Here is an 18,671-nt window from a genome sequence, read left to right as displayed (position 1 = left end):
AATACGAATGGAACGCATAGCCAGATACTGGACATTTGCCCCGAGTTGCGCTTCTTGGTTTCCCTGACGGCCCATCGGTCCGTACGGAGTACCGCGTCACCCGCTCGGCCCTCCCCCGGCCACCCCGCCCGCGTACCCTTGCGCGGGTGAACGCCAGCGACCGCACCCCTGCCGACCTGCTGCGATCCGCGCTCGCCGCGGACCCGGCCCGCCCCCTGGTCACGTACTACGACGACGCCACCGGTGAGCGCGTCGAACTCTCGGTGGCCACCTTCGCCAACTGGGTGGCCAAGACGGCGAACCTGCTCCAGGACGGGCTCTCCGCCGAGCCCGGCGAGCGGGTCGCGCTGCTGCTGCCCGCGCACTGGCAGACCGCCGTGTGGCTGCTCGCCTGCGCGTCGGTCGGCGTGGTGGCCGACCTGGACGGCGACCCGGCCGCCGCCGACCACGTCGTGGCCGGGCCCGACCGGCTCGACGAGGGCCTGGCCTGCACCGGCAGCCGCCTCGCCCTGTCGCTCGCCCCGCTGGGCCGCCGCTTCCCCGCACCGCCCGCCGGGTACGACGACTACGCCGTGGAGGTCCCGAGCCAGGGCGACCGCTTCGCCCCGTACGCCCCGGTGGACCCCGACGCGCCGGCCCTCGCCGTGCCGGGTGCCGCGGGCGGCCGTACCGAGCTGACCGGCGCCGACCTGGTCGCCCGGGCCCGCAGGGACGCGGCGGGGCGCGGGCTCGCGCCCGGGTCCCGGCTGCTGTCCGGGCTGCCGTGGCGGGACTGGGAGGGCGTGTCGGCCGGGCTGTACGCCCCGCTGGCGGCAGGCGGGTCCGTCGTCCTGTGCCGCCACCTCGACCGGCTGTCCCCCGAGGAGCTGGACCGGCGGATCGCCGCCGAACGCGTCACCGACCGGGCCGACACCGCCTGACGGCACGGGCCCGGCCGACCCCCGGGCCCGAGGTCCCGGGCCTGGCGGCCCGGGCCCACGCCCGCCGCCCGGACCCCCCGCGGCCCGGGCCCAGGCCCGCCGCCCCGGCGGCCCGTGCCCCGGGGTCCCCGGGCCCCGGCCACCCGTCCGGTGGACCGCGTGCCGAGTCCGCCGGGTTCCCGGGCCCGTCCGGTACATCATCGGCGGAGCGCACCCCCGTGCGCGCAACCCCGCGCGGGGCTCGACCGTCTCACCAGGCGACGGCGGCCCCGAAAGGCCGCCGACGCCCCGAAGGACGGACAGACGACGTGACGGACACCGCCGGCACTCCCCCGGACGACCCGGACACCGCGGCCGGCAACCGGCCGTCGTGGCTGCGCTGGGCGGCGGTCGGCTCCTCCCTCGTCGTCCTGGTCGCGGGGGGCTGCGGCTGGTGGCTCTACCGCCAGCTCGACGCGAACATCACCACCGACGACAGGGCGGTCGCCGAACTCAAGCGGTACGAGAGGGACCGCCCCGCGCCCGTCCCGCGCGGCGGCAAGAACGTCCTGCTGATCGGCTCGGACACGCGCGCCGGGGAAGGCAACGAGGAGTACGGCCAGGACCAGGGCACGCAGCGGTCGGACACCGCGATCCTGCTGCACCTCTCGGCGCGCCGGCACGGCGTGACGGCGGTGTCCGTCCCGCGCGACCTGATGGTGCGGATCCCCGACTGCCGCACCGGCGGCGGGCAGCGGGCCGAAGCCCGGCTCGCCCCGTTCAACACCGCCTTCCAGATCGGCGGGACGGCCTGCACCGTCCGGACCCTGGAGAAGCTGACCGGGATCCGCGTCGACCACCACATGGTGATCGACTTCCAGGGCTTCAAGGACATGGTCGACGCGGTCGGCGGCGTGCGCGTCTGCGTCCGCCGGCCCATCGACGACCCGGACGCCCACCTGAAGCTGGCGGCCGGGCCGCAGACGCTCGACGGCGAGCAGGCGCTCGGCTACGTACGGGCCCGCAAGTCGCTGGGCGGGGGCAGCGACACCGAACGCATGAACCGCCAGCAGGAGTTCCTCGGCGCGCTGGTCACCAAGGTGCAGAGCAACGGCGTCCTGCTCAACCCGACGCGGCTCTACCCGGTCCTGGACGCGGCCACCAAGTCGCTCACCACCGACCCGGGGCTGGACTCCCTCAAGGACCTGTACGACCTGGCCCGGCGGCTGCGCAGCGTGCCGACGGAGAAGGTGCAGTTCCTCACAGTGCCGCGCAAGCCGCACCACGCCGACCCGAACCGGGACGAACTGGTACAGCCGGCCGCCGACCGGCTCTTCAGGCGGCTGCGCGCCGACGCCCCGGTCCTCGTCGTGCCGGACGGCGAGCGGAACGGCGCGACCACCCCGCCGCCCGACAGGGAACCGACGGCGGGGACAAGCCCGTCACCAGGGATGACGCCGGACGGCCGGGGCAGCCCGTCGCCGGCTCCGACGTACACCGGCACCAACGCCGCGGCGAGCGCGTGCCCGTAGGCGGGCGCCGGACGGCCGGGGCGGGACGGGCAGGGGTGGACCGTGTGAGGAAAGAGCGTGACAGAGGTGGCGGTGTATGAACTTTGGGCAGTATGCCCGGTTGTAAGGGGCGTGGAATTTGTCACGGACGTCGCCCCACGCTGAACTGGGCGGATAGTGTGACGCGATCCGGTGCGGGCGACCCCGTGGGACGCGCACCGTGGATCGAGAGACCGAGCGCCTGACGGGGGAGGCGCCTCGCGTGGCACCGACGGAGGACTCAGGCAACCGTGGACGCGCACAGCCGTGGAGGGGCGGAGGACATCGACCCCGCCGACCAGTGGGTACTGAACCCGCAGACCGGTAACTACGAACTGCGACTGGACCATTCCACTGGGCAGTCACCGGCCTCCGCTCCCCGCGCCGCCACCGCGGCGAGACCGCCCGCCCAGGGGGACCGCTCCGCCCGCACGCCGTCAGCGCCGTCCGCGTCCCCGGCACCGTCCGCGCCGTCCACCGCGGGCAAGGGCACCGGCACCGGCACGGGCCGCAGGGGCAAGGCCGCCGAGTCGCCGGCGGGCGCCGAGGCGTCGACCGGTTCGCGCCGCCGCGCCCCGGAGGTACCCGGCCAGCGGCGCCGCCGCACCGCCGAACCGCCCGGTCAGGGCGGGGGCGGCCGTCGCGCGGCGGCCCCGGCGAGTGCCGGCCGGCGGCGGGGGAAGGCCAAGCCGCGCAAGGCCCGTACGAAGAAGGTCCTCATGTGGACCGGCGGGGTCACCGCCTTCGCCCTGGTCGCCTCCGGCGCGGTCGCGTACTACCTGTACGAGCGGCTCGACGGGAACCTCAGCACCATCGACGTCGCGGGCGCCGGCGGCGGCTCCGGCTTCAAGAAGGACCAGGCCATCAACATCCTGGTCATCGGCACCGACAAGCGGACCGGCGACGGCAACTCCGGCTACGGCGACAAGAACAGCCCCGGCCACGCCGACACGACGATCCTGCTGCACGTCGCGAAGGACCGGACGAACGCCACGGCGCTGTCCATCCCCCGTGACCTGATCACCGACATCCCGAGCTGCGAGGCCACGCTCCCCGACGGCACGAAGAAGAAGATCCCGGCGGAGAGCGGGGTGCGGTTCAACACCAGCCTCGGCCAGCTGGACCGGGACCCCGGCTGCACCATGGCGACCGTCCACGAACTCACCGGCCTGCCCGTCGACCACTTCATGATGGTCGACTTCAACGCCGTGAAGACGCTGTCCACGGCGGTCGGCGGGGTCGACGTGTGCGTCGAGCGGCCGGTGAAGGACAAGAAGTCGGGGCTGGAACTGCCGGCGGGCACGAGCACCATCGAGGGCGAGCAGGCCCTCGCCTTCGTCCGCACCCGGCAGGCGTTCGGCAACAAGAGCGACCTGAGCCGGATCGAGACGCAGCAGCAGTTCATGGCCTCGATGTTCCGCAAGATGAAGTCGAGCGACACCCTCACCAGCCCGTCGAAACTGCTGGACCTCGCCGACGCGGCGACGAAGGCGCTCACCGTCGACTCCGGCATAGGGAGCGTCAAGAAGCTCCAGGAACTGGGCATGGAGGTCGCCAAGGTCGACCCGAAGAACATCACCTTCGCGACGCTCCCGGTCCTCGACAATCCCGCCGAGCGGGTCAAGGCGACCGTCGTCCTCGACGAGGCGAAAGCCGACCCGCTCTTCTCCATCCTCCGCAACGACATCTCGCTCACCGAGGTCGAGAAGAAGGAGAAGGACGCGAAGAACGCCGACAAGGCCGCGCAGGCGGCGCTCCTCAAGGGGCCCCGCGCGCAGGCGTCGGAGGTGCGCGTCGACGTGTACAACGGCAGCGGCGTCCGCGGCGGCGCCCAGTCGACGATCAGCTGGCTGCAGAACCAGGCCGGCGTGCCGAAGTCGACCAACAAGGCCAACGCGCCGTCCGACATCGCGAAGACGACGCTGGAGTACGCGCCGAACCAGGCCGACCAGGCCCGCAAGCTCGCGGACCTGATGGGGCTGCCGGCGTCGGCGCTCAAGCAGGGGACGTCCGACGCCGGGGAGCGCGAGCCGATGACGCTCACCCTCGGCGAGGACTTCAGGGGAGCGGGCGTCCCCCTCACCGGTCCGGCGAAGGCGCCGGAGGGTGTGCAGAAGGTAGAGGCGGACAAGCAGGTGTGCGCGAAGTGACGCGGACCTGATCACCAGGGGAGACGTGGGTGGGACACAGCAGCGTGCGTGGGGAGGGGACGCGGGAGAGCGTCCCGCACGCCCGGGACGCCCGTGACCGCGGCCGCGGCGACACCGCAGACGGTGCCGCCGCCTCGGGCGGGAACGACGACCGAGGGGGCAGCGGCGGCGGGGCCGCCGGCGGCGGTACGGGAGCGGAGGCGTCGGGCACCGGTGCCCGCGCCCGGCGCGGGGGCGCCCGGGGCGCGGACGCCGGCGGACCGGACGCCGGCGGACCGGACGCCGACGGACCGGACGGCGACGACGACGGCGGCGCGGGCAGCGCCGGCACCGGCGGCGGATCCGGGCGCCGGGTCCGGCCCGCTCCGCGCGGCGCGGGAGCCGGGCGGCGCCGGGCCGGCCGCCGGCCGAGCCGGCGCGCCCGCGGCGGCAAGCGGCGCGTGTTCCGCTGGATCGCGTCCGTGCTGTCGCTGCTCATACTCGGCACCGCCGGCGCCGGGTACCTCTACATCGAGCACCTGAACGGCAACATCCGCAGCGGGAGCCGCAGCGGCGGCGAAAGCGGCGTGCAGAAGGCGAAGCCCGACGCCTTCGGCAACACCCCGCTGAACATCCTGCTGATCGGCGCCGACGGACGTAACTCCAAGGAGAACCTCGCCCTCGGCGGCGCCAAGGACACCGTGGGCGACAAGCCCCGCGGCGACGTGCAGATGCTGCTCCACGTCTCCAAGGACCGCAGGAGCGCCGCCGTCGTGAGCATCCCGCGCGACACCCGGGTCGACATACCGGCCTGCCAGGACGCGGACACCGGCGAGAAGTTCCCCGCCACCAACCGCATCATCACCCAGTCGCTCCAGCGCGGCGGCCCCGGCTGCACCCTCACCACCTGGGAGAAGCTGACCGGCGTGTACATCGACCACTGGATGATGGTCGACTTCGCCGGCGTCGTGCGGATGGCGGACGCGGTCGGCGGCGTCCCGGTGTGCGTCCGGCAGAACGTCCACGACCGGCCCACCGCGCAGGTCAAGGGCGGCTCCGGGCTGAAGCTGCGGCAGGGCACGACGTACGTGAAGGGCGAGCAGGCCCTCCAGTGGCTGCGCACCCGGCACGCCTTCTTCAACGACCAGGGCCGCGCCAAGGCGCAGCACATGTACATGAACGCGATGCTGCGCCAGCTGAAGCACCAGAACGCCTTCACCGACGCCGGGCGCATCACGGACCTCGCCGAGGCCGGGACGAAGGCGCTCCAGGTCTCCGAGGAGCTCGACTCCGTGGACCGGCTCTTCGCCCTGGCCATGGAGTTGAAGGACGTCCCCACCGACCGCATCACCATGACGACGCTGCCCACCGTCGAGGACCCCGCGAACCGCGCGCACCTGCTGCCGGTGCGGAGCTCCGCGGAGCGGATCTGGCGGATGCTCCGCGAGGACGTCCCCTTCGACAGCAACGGCAAGGCGGCGGACGCGAAGCCGTCCGCCGCGCCGAAGGAGACCGGCCCGGCCGCGGCCGCCCCGGCGTCCCTGGCCGTCACGGTCGTCAACGGCACCGGCGCGGACGGGCAGTACCCGGTGAAGGGCCGGGCCGGCGGGGTCGCCGAGACCCTGCGCGGCAAGGGCTTCACCCGGGCCGACTCCTCACAGGCCGCCGCCTCGGCGGCGCAGACGCGCCTGGAGTACCCGAAGGCGTCCGGCGCGCAAGGCAGGGCGGACGCGCTGTCCGTGGCGAAGGCGGTCGGCATCCCGGCCACCGCGGTACGGGCCGCCGACGGGGTGGCCGGGCTGACGCTCACGGTCGGCGCCGACTGGCGCGAGGGCGACGCCTTCCCCCGGCAGGAGGCCCCGAAGGCCGGCGACCTCCCGGACGACGCGGAGAACTCCAACGGCGCGGACACGGAGGCGTGCATGGAGGTCTACAAGCCGTACCGCTGGTAGCCCGCCGGCCGGTCAGTTCGAGGTGACCGTGACCTTCTCGTCGTTCTGGATCTGGCGGACCAGCTCGCGGACCTTCGCCTTGTCCCAGACGAGGTTCGCCCCGCGGGTGCCCGAGACGGGCATGTTCATCGACGTGCCGTCGCCGCCGTTGACGCCCTTCATCGCGAAGAACATCTCCGCCAGGTCGAACAGCGACATGTCCTTGTCGACGATCAGCGTGTCCAGACCGGCGCCCAGCGTCGGGTAGAGCGCGAAGGGGTTCAGGACCGTGCCGGGCGTGGCGGCCTGGTCGGCGAGGGCGGCGAGGAACTTCTGCTGGTTCTTCGTCCGCGCGAGGTCCGACTCGGCGAAGGCGTACCGGGTGCGGACGAAGGCGAGGGCCTGCTCGCCGTCGAGGGTCTGCTTGCCCGCCTGGAAGTCGGCGCCGGACTTCTTGTCCTTGAAGCCCTTGTCGATGGTGATCTCGACCCCGCCGAGCGCGTCGACGATGTTGGCGAAGCCGGCGAAGCCGATCTCCGCGTAGTGGTCGATGCGCAGCCCCGTGTTGTGCTCGACGGTGCGCACGAGCAGCTCCGGGCCGTCCTCCGCGTACGCCGCGTTCAGCTTCACGCGGCGGCCGGTGCCCTTGAAGGTCTTGCCGGACTGGGAGCCGACGAACGTGGGGATCTCCACGTCCGAGTCACGGGGCAGGGAGATCATGGTGTTCCCGCTGCCGCACGCGGCGAGGATCATCATGGAGTCCGTGCGCTTGCCGTCGGCGGAGCCGGTGTGCAGCCGCTTCTTGTCCTCGGCGGTCATGCCCTCGCGGCTGTCGGAGCCCACGATCAGGTACGTCGTGCAGTCGCCTTCCTGCGGGCGCTCGATGACCTTGGAGAGGTCGACCTCGCGCCGCATCCGCCCGTCGGCCCAGAAGTACGTGCCGATGGACGTGGCGAGGACGACCACGGCGAGGGTGATCGCGCCGACCTTGACGCGGCGGCCCCAGTCCGGCGCGGGGCGCGCGCCGCCACCGGGGGCCGGCGCGTACGGGGAGCCGGGGCCCCGCCCGCCGCCGCCCGGGCCCTGGGCGCCGCGCGGCATGCCGTAGACCTGGCCCGTGTTGTAGCCGCTGTCGAATCCGGGGGCGCTGCGGGGCGCGTCGTCGTAGCCCGGCCGCTGCTGCGGCGGGACGGATCCGGGCCGCACGTGCGGCATGACGCGGGCGCCCTCGGGCTGGGCGTCGGCGCCGCCGCGGCCGTAGCGCGCGTTGCGGTCGTGGGACCGCCCTTCAGGCCAGTCATTCATGCCGAACAGTGTGCCGCGCGGCACGGCGGCCCTCACAGGGCGGGTGGGGAATCGGGGCGGCGCTGTATCCAACCTGATGCAATGCGGACGTGTCCGACTCCGGGCATATGGTGGAGGGCATGACAGACCAGTCCATGCTCGAGGGCAAGCCGACCTCGGCGTCCCGCACCACGCTCAGCCACATCATGACCGGCAGTGACACCAACCTGCTCGGCACGGTGCACGGTGGTGTGATCATGAAGTTGGTGGACGACGCGGCGGGCGCCGTCGCCGGACGCCACTCCGGGGGGCCCGCGGTGACCGCCTCCATGGACGAGATGGTCTTCCTGGAGCCGGTGCGCGTCGGTGACCTCGTCCATGTGAAGGCGCAGGTCAACTGGACCGGCCGGTCCTCCATGGAGGTCGGCGTCCGGGTCCTGGCCGAGCGGTGGAACGAGTCGACGCCGGCCACGCAGGTCGGCTCGGCGTACCTGGTGTTCGCCGCCGTGGACGCCGACGGCAAGCCGCGGGCCGTGCCGCCGGTCGTCCCCGAGACGGAGCGGGACGAGCGGCGCTACCAGGAGGCGCAGATCCGCCGCACGCACCGGCTGGCCCGCCGGCGGGCCATCAAGGAGCTGCGGGAGCGGCGGGCCGCGGAGGGCTTCGACGACTGATCCGGCGACGGGGCGGTGATCCGCCCGGCCCGCCGCGCGGATCACCTGCGGGCCCGGTCGCGGTCGCGGCAGGCCCCCCGGCCACGGCGCCGGTGAGCCCGGCCACGGTCCCGGTGAGCCCGGTCGGGGTCCTGGCGGGCCCGGTCGTGGTCAGGGGCAGACCACCTGGTCGCCCGTGACGGCCGCCGGTACGCCGCCGGCCTGCCGCGCCGGGGCGGGCGTCTCGGCGCGGACGGGTTGGACGGCCCGGTAGTCCTCGCCGGCCGTGACCTTCAGCACGGGCCCCTGGCCCGGCACCGCGCGCAGCTCGCTGCCGGGGAGCGCCGCGGCGAGGGACATCGCGGAGCGGTCCCAGCGCGGGTCGTACGCGATGAGGGTGCGGGCCGTGTCGCGCCGGCCGGCGTTGAACGGCGTGCCGGTGGTCAGGAAGCCGGTGGCGCGCAGCGCGGCGTCCACGCGGGCGCCGAGCCCGTGCTGCCGGGTGCCGTTGTAGACCTGGACGCGCACCTCGCGGGGCGCGACTTCGACGGGCTTGCGGCGCGGGGCCGCCTTGGCCGGGCGGGCGGCGAGCGGCCGGTCCGCGCGGATCGCGTCGAAGACCCGCTTGGCGCCCGCCGCGTCCCACTTCACCGTCGACCCGATGCCCTTGACCCGTACGCCGACGGCGCCGACGGGGACGGAGGTGAACTCGGACGAGGCCGTCGTGAAGCCGCGCATCGCCTTGGCCAGCGTCAGCATCTCCTCGGTGCCGAAGCCGCGGTCGGCGCGGACGGAGCCGGCCATCGCGTCGAGGACCTTGCGGAAGCGCACCGGGTGGAGCAGTTCGCCGTTGCTCGTCGCCCGGTCGATGAGCGCGGCGACGAACCGCTGCTGGCGCTGCATCCGCCCGAGGTCGGACGCCCCGTCGACGTGGCGGGAGCGGACGTACTGGAGCGCCATCCCGCCGTCGAGGGTGTGGGTGCCCGCGGGCAGGGCGAGGCCGGTGTACGCGTCGTGCATGGGGCGGGCGGTGCAGATCTGCACGCCGCCCATGGCGTCGACGGTGCGCATGAAGCTGGTGAAGTCGACCTCCAGATAGTGGTCGATCTTGACGCCGGTCATCCGCTCGACGGTGCGCACGGTGAGGTTGGGGCCGCCCTCCGCGTAGGCGGCGTTCAGCTTGACGGGGTGCCGGCCGTGCTTCTTGCCGGTGGTGGCGTCGGTGTGCTCGGGCAGTTCGGCGTACGAGTCGCGGGGCAGCGACACCAGGCTGGCCCGCTTCCGGTCCTCCGAGACGTGCACCAGCATGATCGTGTCGGTGCAGTGGCAGGGGGCGCCGCCGAGCCGGTAGCGGACCTTCTCCGCCATCGTGATCTTGTCGCGGCCGTCGGTGCCGACGAGCAGGATGTTCGTGCCGGTGCCCGCGCGGGGCCGGTTCTTCATGTCCTTGAAGGCGTCCACCCGGCCGATGCCGGTGTCGAAGCTGGTGACGACGGCGTGGCCGATGCCGCCGGCGCCGAGCACCAGGACCGACAGGGTCGTCGCCACCCGCGCCCCCCAGCGGGACCGCCGCCGGCCCCCCGGAGCCTGCCGCGGCGCCGCCGGTGCCTGCCGCCCGGCCCGTGCCTGCCCGCGCGCTCCCGGTGCCTGCCCGCGCGCCCCCGGAGCCTGCCCCCGGGCCGCCGGTGCCTGCCGGCTCGCCCCTCGGGCGGGCGGCCGGGGCACCGGGCGGTCGGGACGGCGGGGCGGCACGGGCACGGGGGACACCTCCGCGGGCACTGGGGCGGACCGTGAGCACAGTAGGCCCATACGATCAGCGACCTGCCGTGCGGCCCGGGCGGCGCGCACCGGGGTCCCCCGTTCGCGGTAACGTGGCGGGCGATACCGCCGTCCCGCCGGGGCTCGCCCCGGCTCCCCGAGGCCGCTGTCCGCCCGGGGACGAACCTTCGTACCTCCCGAGGAGCCATGTCCCTGCCCCCGGTCTCCGTGATCATGCCGGTCCTCAACGAGGAGCGGCACCTGCGCGACGCGGTCCGCCACATCCTCGAACAGGAGTACGAGGGTGAGATGGAGGTGGTGATCGCGCTCGGCCCGTCCACGGACCGCACCGACGAGATCGCCGCCGAGCTGGTCCGCGAGGACCCGCGCGTGCACACCGTCCCCAACCCGACGGGCCGCACCCCCGCCGCGCTGAACGCCGCGATCAAGGCGTCGCGCCACCCCGTCGTCGTACGCGTCGACGGGCACGGCATGCTGTCGCCGGACTACATCGCGACGGCCGTTCGACTGCTGGAGGAGACGGGCGCGCAGAACGTCGGCGGCATCATGCACGCCGAGGGCGAGAACGCCTGGGAGGACGCCGTCGCGGCCGCGATGACGTCCCGGATCGGCGTGGGCAACGCCGCCTTCCACACCGGCGGCGAGGCGGGCCCGGCCGAGACGGTGTACCTGGGCGTGTTCCGGCGCGAGGCGCTGGAGCAGCAGGGCGGGTACAACGAGGAGTTCATCCGCGCGCAGGACTGGGAGCTGAACTTCCGCATCCGCGAGGCGGGCGGGCTGATCTGGTTCTCCCCGGAGCTGCGGGTGCGGTACCGGCCCCGGCCGAGCGTGCGGGCGCTGGCGAAGCAGTACAAGGACTACGGGCGCTGGCGCCACGTCGTGGCCCGCTACCACCAGGGCTCCATCAACCTCCGCTACCTGGCCCCGCCGGTCGCGGTCTGCGCCATCGCCGCGGGCGTCGTGGTCGGCGCGACGCTGACGCCGCTCGGCTTCGTCGTCCCCGGCGGATACCTGGCCGCGATCACCGCAGGCTCGATCCCGGCCGGCAAGGGCCTGCCGCTGAAGGCCCGCGTGCGCATCCCGGTGGCGCTGGCGACGATGCACATGTCGTGGGGGTACGGCTTCCTGACGAGCCCCCGCTCCCTGGCCCGCAAGGTCATCGCCAGCCGCCGCCCGGCGGTCCGCACGGCGGCCTGACCCAGCGGCTGGCCGCCGCCGGTGGGTCAGCTTCGGGACGCGTAGGCCAGGAAGTCGACCCAGGCCCCGGGCGTGAAGCCGAGCCGGGGGCCGGGGGCGTTCTTGGAGTCGCGGACGTGGACGGTGTCGTCGGCGGCCGCGACCTCGACGCACTCAGGGCCGTCGGCCCCGCTGTAGCTGCTCTTGACCCAGGTCAGCTGCACGTCAGGACCCGGAGGCGTAGGTCACGAAGTCGGCCCAGGCGTCGGGCGCGAAGCCGAGCTGCGGGCCGGGGACGTTCTTGGAGTCGCGGACGTGGACGGTGTCGGGAGCGGCGGCGACCTCGACGCATTGAGGGCCGTCATTGGTGCTGTAGCTGCTCTTGACCCAGGTCAGCTCGGCGTTCATGTCTCTCCCAGCAGTTTCTCGATGAAGGTCCTGCGCTTCGCTGTGCCCCACCGACGTGCCGTCGCTCAGCTTAAGCACTTGATGAGAGCCCCCCAGCCCCGCGTGCTCCTCCGTCTCCGTGGGCATGACCTGGATCTCGATATGCCTCAACGAGCCCAACTCTAAAAGGCGTTCGAGCTGGCGGCGCAACACCATTCTGCCCCCGATCGGGCGCCTGAGCGTCGCCTCTTCCTGGACAAAGACCAGGAGAGGCGCGGGCTGCCGCTCGAAGACGGACTGCCGAGCCATTCGGGCCGCCACCAAGCGCTCCACCTGGTCCCCGGAGAACGCGGGTCGCCGCTCCCCGTACAGCGCGCGGGCGTACTCCTCGGTCTGAAGCAGCCCGTGCACCACTCCGTTTTCATACGCGCCCAGCTCGACCGCGTCCGCCTCCAACCTCGCCAGGTCCCGGACCTTCTTCGGGTACCTCGCCTCCGCGACGTCCTTCTTCATCGCCGCGAGCTTGCCGCCCGCGCCCAGGACCTCGTCCGCCCTGTCCAGGAACTCCGGCTTGGGGATGCGCTTGCCGGCCTCCACCTTGTACACCTGGTTCTCGCCGTACCCGATCGCGGCGCCGAGGTCCGCCGCGCGCATCCTCGCGGCCTCGCGCCACAGCCTGACCTGCCGGCCGACCGCCGCGATCACCGCGCCCGAGTCGTCCTCCAGGTCGATGTCCTGTTCCGGTTCGTCCGTCATACGACACCCGCCTCCGCCGTGTCCGCCCTCGACGCCGTACCGGATGGACAGAGCCGCAGACCACCTGGACAGTCACTGTCCGTACACGCGTCAGTCTGGTCAGCGTAAGTCCCGGACGGCCACGCTGAGTCACGTGAACCTGGAAATCACCCGAATCGAACCTTCCGCTCCTGCCCGGAAGTTCACCGTGCTGCTCTCCCCCACCCGCCGTGGCGCCCGGCTCGCCCGGCTGCTGACCTCGGCCCAACTGGCCGCCTGGGGACTCCCGTCCGAGTCGGCCGCGCAGATCGTCGCCGAGCTGGCGGCCAACGCACGGGCGCACGGCCGCGTCCCGGGCCGGGACTTCCGCCTGGACCTCGCCGTCGAGCGCGGGGGCACGTGCCTGCGGATCGCCGTCACCGATACGCGCGGGGACCGGCTTCCACCCGACCCCGGCGCCGTCACCCCACCCGCTCCCGACTCCGAGGGCGGGCGCGGTCTGCTGATCGTCGAGGCGCTCGCCGACCGGTGGGGCGTCACGGCGGGGCCCGTGCCCCGGAAGACCGTCTGGGCGGAACTCGACCTCGTACCGTGACCGGTCGCACCGGGTCGCGGGCGTCCACGACCCGGTGGTCCGCGACGCGGTGACGCACGACGTAAAAAATCAAAGAACGTCTGTGAGGAACGGGAGAACCACCCGACCCACCCCACCCCGTCCGCTCACTCTCCCGGGTGACCTTGCCCAATCGGGCTGGATTTCGGGCGGGTTGGCAGGCATATGCTCGCGGCGACAACCACAGACATACGTCGGCCCCCGGCCGGGACGGCAATCCCGATCGAGGGCCTGACCATCAAGGAAGAGCCCCTTCCCGATGGATACACAGCAGATTAACGCGCCCTCACGCGCCACGTCCCGTCTTCCCGGACGCGTCACCGGTTCCGGTGTCCGCCACGTCAGGGCACGCCACACCAGCCGCTTCACGGTCGTCGGCAACCACCTCGCCCAGCACGGCGAGCTGTCCCTCACCGCGATCGGGCTCGCCGTGCACATCCAGTCGCTGCCCGACGGGGCGAGGATCAGCATCAAAACGCTGGCCGACCGGTTCCCGGAGAGCGAGGCCCGGATCGCCGCCGCGCTGCGGGAGCTGGAGGCACACCGGTACCTGGAGCGCACCCGGGTCCGCCTCCCCGGCGGCAGGCTCGTCACCCGCACGGTCGCGTACGACGCCCCGGGCGCCGCCGCGGCCCCCCGCACGCCCCCGGCAGCGGAACCCGCGCCCCGGCCCGAGGACCGCCCGGCACCCGAGCCCGTGACCGTACGGCCCCCGTCCGCGCCACCCCGCCCGCCGCTCCCCCAGCCGCAGGCGGCCGGCCCGGAGCGCCACCGCGTGGCCGCCGACCTCCTCGCCGGCCTGCGGCGCGACGACCCCCGCCTGCTGCTGGGCGAGGACGACGTCCGCCGCCTCGCCCCCACCGTGGCGGCCTGGCTGGAGCGCGACGCCCACCCCGACGCCGTACGCCACGCACTCACGGCCGCCCTGCCCGACCGGCTGAGACAGCCCGCCGGCCTCCTCGCCCACCGGCTCACCGCGCTCCTGCCACCACCGCTGCCGGCAGCGGCGCCGACGTCCACGAGAGACCCGTTCCAGACCTGCGACGCCTGCGACCGCGCCTTCCGCGCACCGGAGCCGGGCCACTGCCGCGACTGCCGATCCGATCTCCCGGAGGCCGCCTAGCATGAACGTGACGATCCTTGCCCCCGGGCACCGACGACGAGGAGCGCACGCCATGAGCATCGCCCCGGACGACGCGCAGCGGGAGACGCACCACCTGTACCGGACGATGCGGGAGTTCCTGTCGTCGATGGACGACGCCCTTCCCGGCAAGTTCGAGATCACCAAGGAAGGGATCGTTCACGACATGATGTCGCCCGGGAGGCCGCACGAGCTCACCGTGCTACGCGTTCGCAAGCGCCTCGAAAAGGTCATGCCCGACGAACTGGCTGCCCATACGGGGGAACCCGACGTGGAGGACCTGTCCGAGGGCATCATGCGCCATCCCGACGTGATGGTGATCGCCGAGACGGACATGGAAGGGGACGGGGGGTTCGACCCCCGCACGGTCATCGCCGCCATCGAGGTCGTGTCCCGCTCCAACCCCGACAACGACTGGGTCGGCAAGACACGGGACTACGCGCTGCTCGGCATCCCCATCTACGTGATCTTCGACCCCCGCACCGGTTCGGGCGCGGTGATGTCCGACATCCACACCACCCCGTCGGGCCCCCGCTACGCCACGCGCAAGGACTTCGAGTACGGCGAGGACGTCACCATCGGCGAGTGGACGATCCCGACCACGGACCTCCCCCGGTACACCGACGCCTGACCGGCGCCGACCGCGCCGAACGCTGCGACCGCCCTGACCGCTCGGGCCGCCCTGACCGCCCCGCCCGTCAGCCGGCGAACGGGTTCGCGTGCCCCGGCAGCTGCTGCCCCGGGCGCAGGAAGCGCTGCCGCCCCGTCTCGTCCCGTACCGGGGTGAACCCCGCCTGCTGAAGGCGCTGGGCTATGCGCTGCCGACGGAGCTCGCCGATCTTCACGCCGCCCACCAGGAACGCGGCCAGGGCGGCGCCGCCCGCGACGGCGCCGACGTACATCTGGCAGATCAGCAGCGTCACCACCAGGCCCGCCACGCAGAACCAGGCGAAGCCCATCTTCCGCGCCCCGGCCATCTGCGTCATGACGTCGTACCCGATGCGGTCCTTCAGCAGGGCGACCGCCTCCGCCGCCTCGGCGGTCGGCTTGAGCGTCCCGGGCCGGAGGCCGGGCACCGCGCCGCCCATGCCGGCCTGCGGGTGCGCGGCGATCGTGGCCGCCTCGCGGGCGCGGGCCTCGGGCGCGGGGTCGCGGTAGAGATGGACGGCGAGGGTCTGGCTGTTGTGGCCCTCGCGCCGGGTCCCGTCGTACTCGAAACCGTAGTGCTCGACGACGTGCGCGAGCGCGGCGGCCCGCCCGGCGCGGGAGAACTCGTCGGTGACGACCACGACGTCCTGGGTCGCTATCTGCTTGAGCAGTGCGGAGATCTGACGATCCACACTCATGGGGACTCCTGGTGCTGTGCTGTGCTGGGCTGAGCCGTTTGTGCGGCAGCGCAGCGTAACCGCGACGGCCCCCGGCGGATCGCCGGGGGCCGTGCTGTGCGGTCGCGGGGTGTGCCGCGGTGTTACGGCAGGTTGCGGGCCATGACGATGCGCTGGACCTGGTTGGTGCCCTCGTAGATCTGGGTGATCTTGGCGTCGCGCATCATGCGCTCGACCGGGTAGTCGCGGGTGTAGCCGTAGCCGCCGAGGAGCTGGACGGCGTCCGTGGTGACCTCCATGGCGATGTCCGAGGCGAAGCACTTGGCCGCCGCGCCCAGGTACGTCAGGTCGGGGTCGACGCGCTCGGAGGCCGCGGCCGCCTGGTAGGTGAGGGCGCGGGCGGCGGAGATCTTCATCGCCATGTCGGCGAGCATGAACTGCACGCCCTGGAAGTCGGCGATCGGCTTGCCGAACTGCTTGCGCTCCTGGACGTACCCCTTGGCGTAGTCCAGGGCCCCCTGGGCGATGCCGAGGGCCTGGGCCGCGATGGTGATGCGGGTGTGGTCCAGGGTCTTCATCGCGGTGGCGAAGCCGGTGCCCTCCTCACCGATCATGCGGTCGGCGGGGATGCGCACGTTGTCGAGGTAGACCTCGCGGGTCGGGGAGCCCTTGATGCCGAGCTTCTTCTCCGGGGCGCCGAAGGAGACGCCCTCGTCGCCCTTCTCCACGACGAAGGCGCTGATGCCCTTGGAGCGCTTGGTCGGGTCGGTGACGGCCATGACCGTGTAGTACTCGGAGACGCCGGCGTTGGTGATCCAGCGCTTGACGCCGTTGAGGACCCAGAAGTCGCCGTCGCGGACGGCCTTGGTCTTCATGCCGGCGGCGTCGGAGCCGGCGTCCGGCTCGGAGAGGCAGTACGAGAACATCGCGTCGCCCTTGGCGAGCGGGCCCAGGTACTTCTTCTTCAGCTCCTCGGAGCCGGAGAGGATCACCGGGAGGGAGCCGAGCTTGTTCACGGCCGGGATCAGCGAGGACGACGCGCAGACGCGGGCGACCTCCTCGATGACGATCACGGTCGCGAGGGCGTCGGCGCCCGCGCCGCCGTACGTCTCGGGGACGTGCACGGCCTGGAGGTCGGAGGAGACGAGGGCGTCCAGCGCCTCCTGCGGGAAGCGGGCCTCCTCGTCGACGGCGGCGGCGTGCGGCGCGATCTTCGCCTCGGCGAGCGAGCGGACGGTGTCCCGGAGCATGTCGTGCTCCTCGGACGGGCGGTACAGGTCGAAGTCAGGCGTTCCCGCCATGTCTGCGTCACTCCCCAGGGCTGCGTGCTAACTACCGTTAAGTAACCCGAATTTTAGTGGTCCGCCACGGGCTCGGCATATGTGAGGATCACGTGAGCTTGCCGACAGCGGCAGCACCGCCGGAACCATGCCCCGGCCGCCGCCCGACTATGCTCGGGCACGCATTCCCGGCCCGTACAGCACTGGAGCAGCACTCATGGCCCTGAAGATCACGGTGATCGGCACCGGCTACCTCGGCGCCACCCACGCAGCGGCCATGGCGGAACTCGGCTTCGACGTCCTCGGGCTCGACGTCGTCCCCGAGAAGATCGAGATGCTGGCCTCGGGACGGGTCCCCATGTACGAGCCGGGGCTGGAGGACCTGCTGCGGCGGCACGTCGTCGGCATGGAGGGCTCCACCGGGCGGCTGCGCTTCACCACCTCCTGGGAGGAGGTCGGCGACTTCGGCGACGTCCACTTCGTCTGCGTGAACACTCCGCAGAAGCACGGCGAGTACGGCTGCGACATGAGCTACGTCGACGCGGCGTTCGGCGCGCTCGCCCCGCACCTGAAGAAGCCCGCCCTCGTCGTCGGCAAGTCGACCGTGCCGGTCGGCAGCGCCGAGCGGCTCTCCCGGCTCCTCGCCGAGCGGGCCCCCGCGGGCGCGGACGTGGAGCTGGCCTGGAACCCGGAGTTCCTGCGCGAGGGCTTCGCCGTGAACGACACCCTGCACCCGGACCGGATCGTCGTCGGCGTGGAGAGCGGCCGCGCCGAGAAGCTGCTGCGCGAGGTGTACGCGGTGCCGGTCGGCGAGGGCGCGCCGTTCGTCGTGACCGACTTCCCCACGGCCGAGCTGGTGAAGACGGCCGCGAACTCCTTCCTCGCGACGAAGATCTCCTTCATCAACGCGATGGCGGAGGTCTGCGAGGCCGCCGGCGGCGACGTCGCCAAGCTCGCGGAGGCCATCGGCCACGACGAGCGGATCGGCGCCAAGTTCCTCCGCGCCGGCATCGGCTTCGGCGGCGGCTGCCTGCCCAAGGACATCCGGGCCTTCATGGCACGCGCCGGCGAGCTGGGCGCCGACCAGGCGCTCACCTTCCTGCGCGAGATCGACTCGATCAACATGCGGCGGCGCGGCCAGATGGTCGGCATGGCGCGCGAGGCGCTCGGCGACGGAACGTTCCTCGGCAAGCGGGTGGCGGTCCTCGGCGCCGCGTTCAAGCCCGACTCGGACGACGTGCGCGACTCGCCCGCCCTCAACGTCGCCGGGCAGATCCACCTCCAGGGCGGCCAGGTCACCGTGTACGACCCGAAGGGCATGGACAACGCCCGCCGCGTCTTCCCGACCCTCGGCTACGCCGACAGCGTCCTGGAGGCCGTGCGCGGCGCGGACGTGGTGCTGCACCTCACCGAGTGGCGCGAGTTCCGCGAGGTCGACCCGGCGGAGCTGGGCGAGGTGGTCAACGCCCGGATCATCCTGGACGGCCGCAACGCCCTGGACGCCGCCCGCTGGCGCGCCGCGGACTGGACGTTCCGCGCGATGGGCCGCCCGCGCGCGTAACCTCCGGCCGGAGCCGACGACACCCGTCACCCGGCCGACGGCGTCGGGAGGGGCCGTGGCGGGTCGCCCCCGCAGGGGCCGGCGGCGTTGCCCGGGTTCCCTCGCGTGGTACCCAGGGCCGCCGGCCCCGAGGAGGTGACCCGCCGCGGCCCCGACCCCACCCACCGTCCCGCCCGGACACGGCGGCGCGGCCACACGACACGGCCGCCACCCACCCGGCGCCACCGC

16 protein-coding genes are annotated in these 18,671 nt (G+C 73.1%); 10 read left to right on the top strand and 6 right to left on the bottom strand.

Annotated elements, in window-relative coordinates:
• Positions 1-146 precede the first annotated feature (146 nt).
• From LPA54_RS17830 to LPA54_RS17815, 4 genes are all read left to right on the top strand, one after another.
• Positions 147-920, top strand: a complete 774-nt coding sequence (locus LPA54_RS17830; RefSeq protein ID WP_228978827.1) for a TIGR03089 family protein — start codon at positions 147-149, stop codon at positions 918-920.
• Between the two features lie 41 nt (positions 921-961).
• Complete coding sequence (locus tag LPA54_RS17825) at positions 962-2,431, top strand: LCP family protein (protein ID WP_228978879.1); 1,470 nt, start codon at positions 962-964, stop codon at positions 2,429-2,431.
• Positions 2,432-2,700: 269 nt separating this feature from the next.
• The gene (locus LPA54_RS17820) at positions 2,701-4,599 is read left to right on the top strand and encodes an LCP family protein (RefSeq protein ID WP_228978826.1); all 1,899 of its coding nucleotides are present in this window, start codon (positions 2,701-2,703) and stop codon (positions 4,597-4,599) included.
• Between the two features lie 29 nt (positions 4,600-4,628).
• Positions 4,629-6,530 carry an LCP family protein gene (locus tag LPA54_RS17815; protein WP_228978824.1) on the top strand — a complete coding sequence of 634 codons (1,902 nt, stop codon included), beginning with the start codon at positions 4,629-4,631 and terminating at the stop codon, positions 6,528-6,530.
• Between the two features lie 12 nt (positions 6,531-6,542).
• Here LPA54_RS17815 and LPA54_RS17810 read toward each other — a convergent pair whose 3' ends face one another.
• Positions 6,543-7,814 carry an LCP family protein gene (locus LPA54_RS17810; protein WP_228978821.1) on the bottom strand — a complete coding sequence of 424 codons (1,272 nt, stop codon included), beginning with the start codon at positions 7,812-7,814 and terminating at the stop codon, positions 6,543-6,545.
• A 119-nt stretch (positions 7,815-7,933) separates the two neighbouring features.
• On the opposite strand from LPA54_RS17810, the gene LPA54_RS17805 reads away from it, so the two are divergent.
• Positions 7,934-8,467 (top strand): acyl-CoA thioesterase, encoded by a 534-nt coding sequence (locus LPA54_RS17805; RefSeq protein ID WP_228978820.1) that lies wholly within the window; start codon positions 7,934-7,936, stop codon positions 8,465-8,467.
• Positions 8,468-8,617: 150 nt separating this feature from the next.
• On the opposite strand, the gene LPA54_RS17800 is transcribed toward LPA54_RS17805, so the two are convergent.
• Positions 8,618-10,255, bottom strand: a complete 1,638-nt coding sequence (locus LPA54_RS17800; protein ID WP_228978817.1) for an LCP family protein — start codon at positions 10,253-10,255, stop codon at positions 8,618-8,620.
• A 156-nt stretch (positions 10,256-10,411) separates the two neighbouring features.
• Here LPA54_RS17800 and LPA54_RS17795 point away from each other — a divergent pair, with 156 nt between their 5' ends.
• Positions 10,412-11,422: a glycosyltransferase family 2 protein gene (locus LPA54_RS17795; protein WP_228978815.1), complete on the top strand. Its 1,011-nt coding sequence runs from the start codon at positions 10,412-10,414 to the stop codon at positions 11,420-11,422.
• Positions 11,423-11,448: 26 nt separating this feature from the next.
• Here the strand turns inward: LPA54_RS17795 and LPA54_RS17790 are convergent, their stop codons facing one another.
• A complete protein-coding gene (locus LPA54_RS17790; protein WP_228978813.1) occupies positions 11,449-11,625 on the bottom strand; it encodes a DUF397 domain-containing protein in 177 nt (58 codons plus the stop codon).
• Position 11,626: 1 nt separating this feature from the next.
• Positions 11,627-12,544, bottom strand: a complete 918-nt coding sequence (locus LPA54_RS17785) for a Scr1 family TA system antitoxin-like transcriptional regulator (protein WP_228978812.1) — start codon at positions 12,542-12,544, stop codon at positions 11,627-11,629.
• A 133-nt stretch (positions 12,545-12,677) separates the two neighbouring features.
• On the opposite strand from LPA54_RS17785, the gene LPA54_RS17780 reads away from it, so the two are divergent.
• The 3 genes from LPA54_RS17780 to LPA54_RS17770 all read left to right on the top strand — a co-directional run bounded on the left by LPA54_RS17780 (position 12,678) and on the right by LPA54_RS17770 (position 14,908).
• A complete protein-coding gene (locus LPA54_RS17780) occupies positions 12,678-13,118 on the top strand; it encodes an ATP-binding protein (RefSeq protein WP_228978810.1) in 441 nt (146 codons plus the stop codon).
• A 277-nt stretch (positions 13,119-13,395) separates the two neighbouring features.
• Positions 13,396-14,259: a helix-turn-helix domain-containing protein gene (locus LPA54_RS17775; RefSeq protein WP_228978808.1), complete on the top strand. Its 864-nt coding sequence runs from the start codon at positions 13,396-13,398 to the stop codon at positions 14,257-14,259.
• A gap of 52 nt (positions 14,260-14,311) precedes the next feature.
• Complete coding sequence (locus LPA54_RS17770) at positions 14,312-14,908, top strand: Uma2 family endonuclease (protein WP_228978806.1); 597 nt, start codon at positions 14,312-14,314, stop codon at positions 14,906-14,908.
• 67 nt (positions 14,909-14,975) lie between these two features.
• Here the strand turns inward: LPA54_RS17770 and LPA54_RS17765 are convergent, their stop codons facing one another.
• Both LPA54_RS17765 and LPA54_RS17760 read right to left on the bottom strand, forming a co-directional pair.
• Positions 14,976-15,623: a hypothetical protein gene (locus tag LPA54_RS17765; protein ID WP_228978804.1), complete on the bottom strand. Its 648-nt coding sequence runs from the start codon at positions 15,621-15,623 to the stop codon at positions 14,976-14,978.
• 122 nt (positions 15,624-15,745) lie between these two features.
• On the bottom strand, positions 15,746-16,903 hold the full coding sequence (locus LPA54_RS17760; RefSeq protein ID WP_228978802.1) for an acyl-CoA dehydrogenase: 1,158 nt from the start codon (positions 16,901-16,903) through the stop codon (positions 15,746-15,748).
• Positions 16,904-17,099: 196 nt separating this feature from the next.
• Between LPA54_RS17760 and LPA54_RS17755 the strand changes: the two genes are divergently transcribed.
• On the top strand, positions 17,100-18,443 hold the full coding sequence (locus tag LPA54_RS17755; RefSeq protein WP_228978800.1) for a UDP-glucose/GDP-mannose dehydrogenase family protein: 1,344 nt from the start codon (positions 17,100-17,102) through the stop codon (positions 18,441-18,443).
• Positions 18,444-18,671: the final 228 nt, after the last annotated feature.

Source organism: Streptomyces sp. DH12 (assembly GCF_020873895.1).
Lineage (GTDB): Bacteria > Actinomycetota > Actinomycetes > Streptomycetales > Streptomycetaceae > Streptomyces.
This window is presented reverse-complemented; position numbering and strand designations above follow the sequence as displayed.

Bases quoted from the DNA above. Each gene is read 5' to 3' on its own strand.
- LPA54_RS17810 (WP_228978821.1), bottom strand. From the start codon at position 7,814: ATGAATGACTGGCCTGAAGGGCGGTCCCACGACCGCAACGCGCGCTAC.
- LPA54_RS17755 (WP_228978800.1), top strand. From the start codon at position 17,100: ATGGCCCTGAAGATCACGGTGATCGGCACCGGCTACCTCGGCGCCACC.
- LPA54_RS17795 (WP_228978815.1), top strand. From the start codon at position 10,412: ATGTCCCTGCCCCCGGTCTCCGTGATCATGCCGGTCCTCAACGAGGAG.
- LPA54_RS17765 (WP_228978804.1), bottom strand. From the start codon at position 15,623: ATGAGTGTGGATCGTCAGATCTCCGCACTGCTCAAGCAGATAGCGACC.
- LPA54_RS17770 (WP_228978806.1), top strand. From the start codon at position 14,312: ATGAGCATCGCCCCGGACGACGCGCAGCGGGAGACGCACCACCTGTAC.
- LPA54_RS17800 (WP_228978817.1), bottom strand. From the start codon at position 10,255: ATGGGCCTACTGTGCTCACGGTCCGCCCCAGTGCCCGCGGAGGTGTCC.
- LPA54_RS17760 (WP_228978802.1), bottom strand. From the start codon at position 16,903: ATGGCGGGAACGCCTGACTTCGACCTGTACCGCCCGTCCGAGGAGCAC.
- LPA54_RS17775 (WP_228978808.1), top strand. From the start codon at position 13,396: ATGGATACACAGCAGATTAACGCGCCCTCACGCGCCACGTCCCGTCTT.
- LPA54_RS17785 (WP_228978812.1), bottom strand. From the start codon at position 12,544: ATGACGGACGAACCGGAACAGGACATCGACCTGGAGGACGACTCGGGC.
- LPA54_RS17805 (WP_228978820.1), top strand. From the start codon at position 7,934: ATGACAGACCAGTCCATGCTCGAGGGCAAGCCGACCTCGGCGTCCCGC.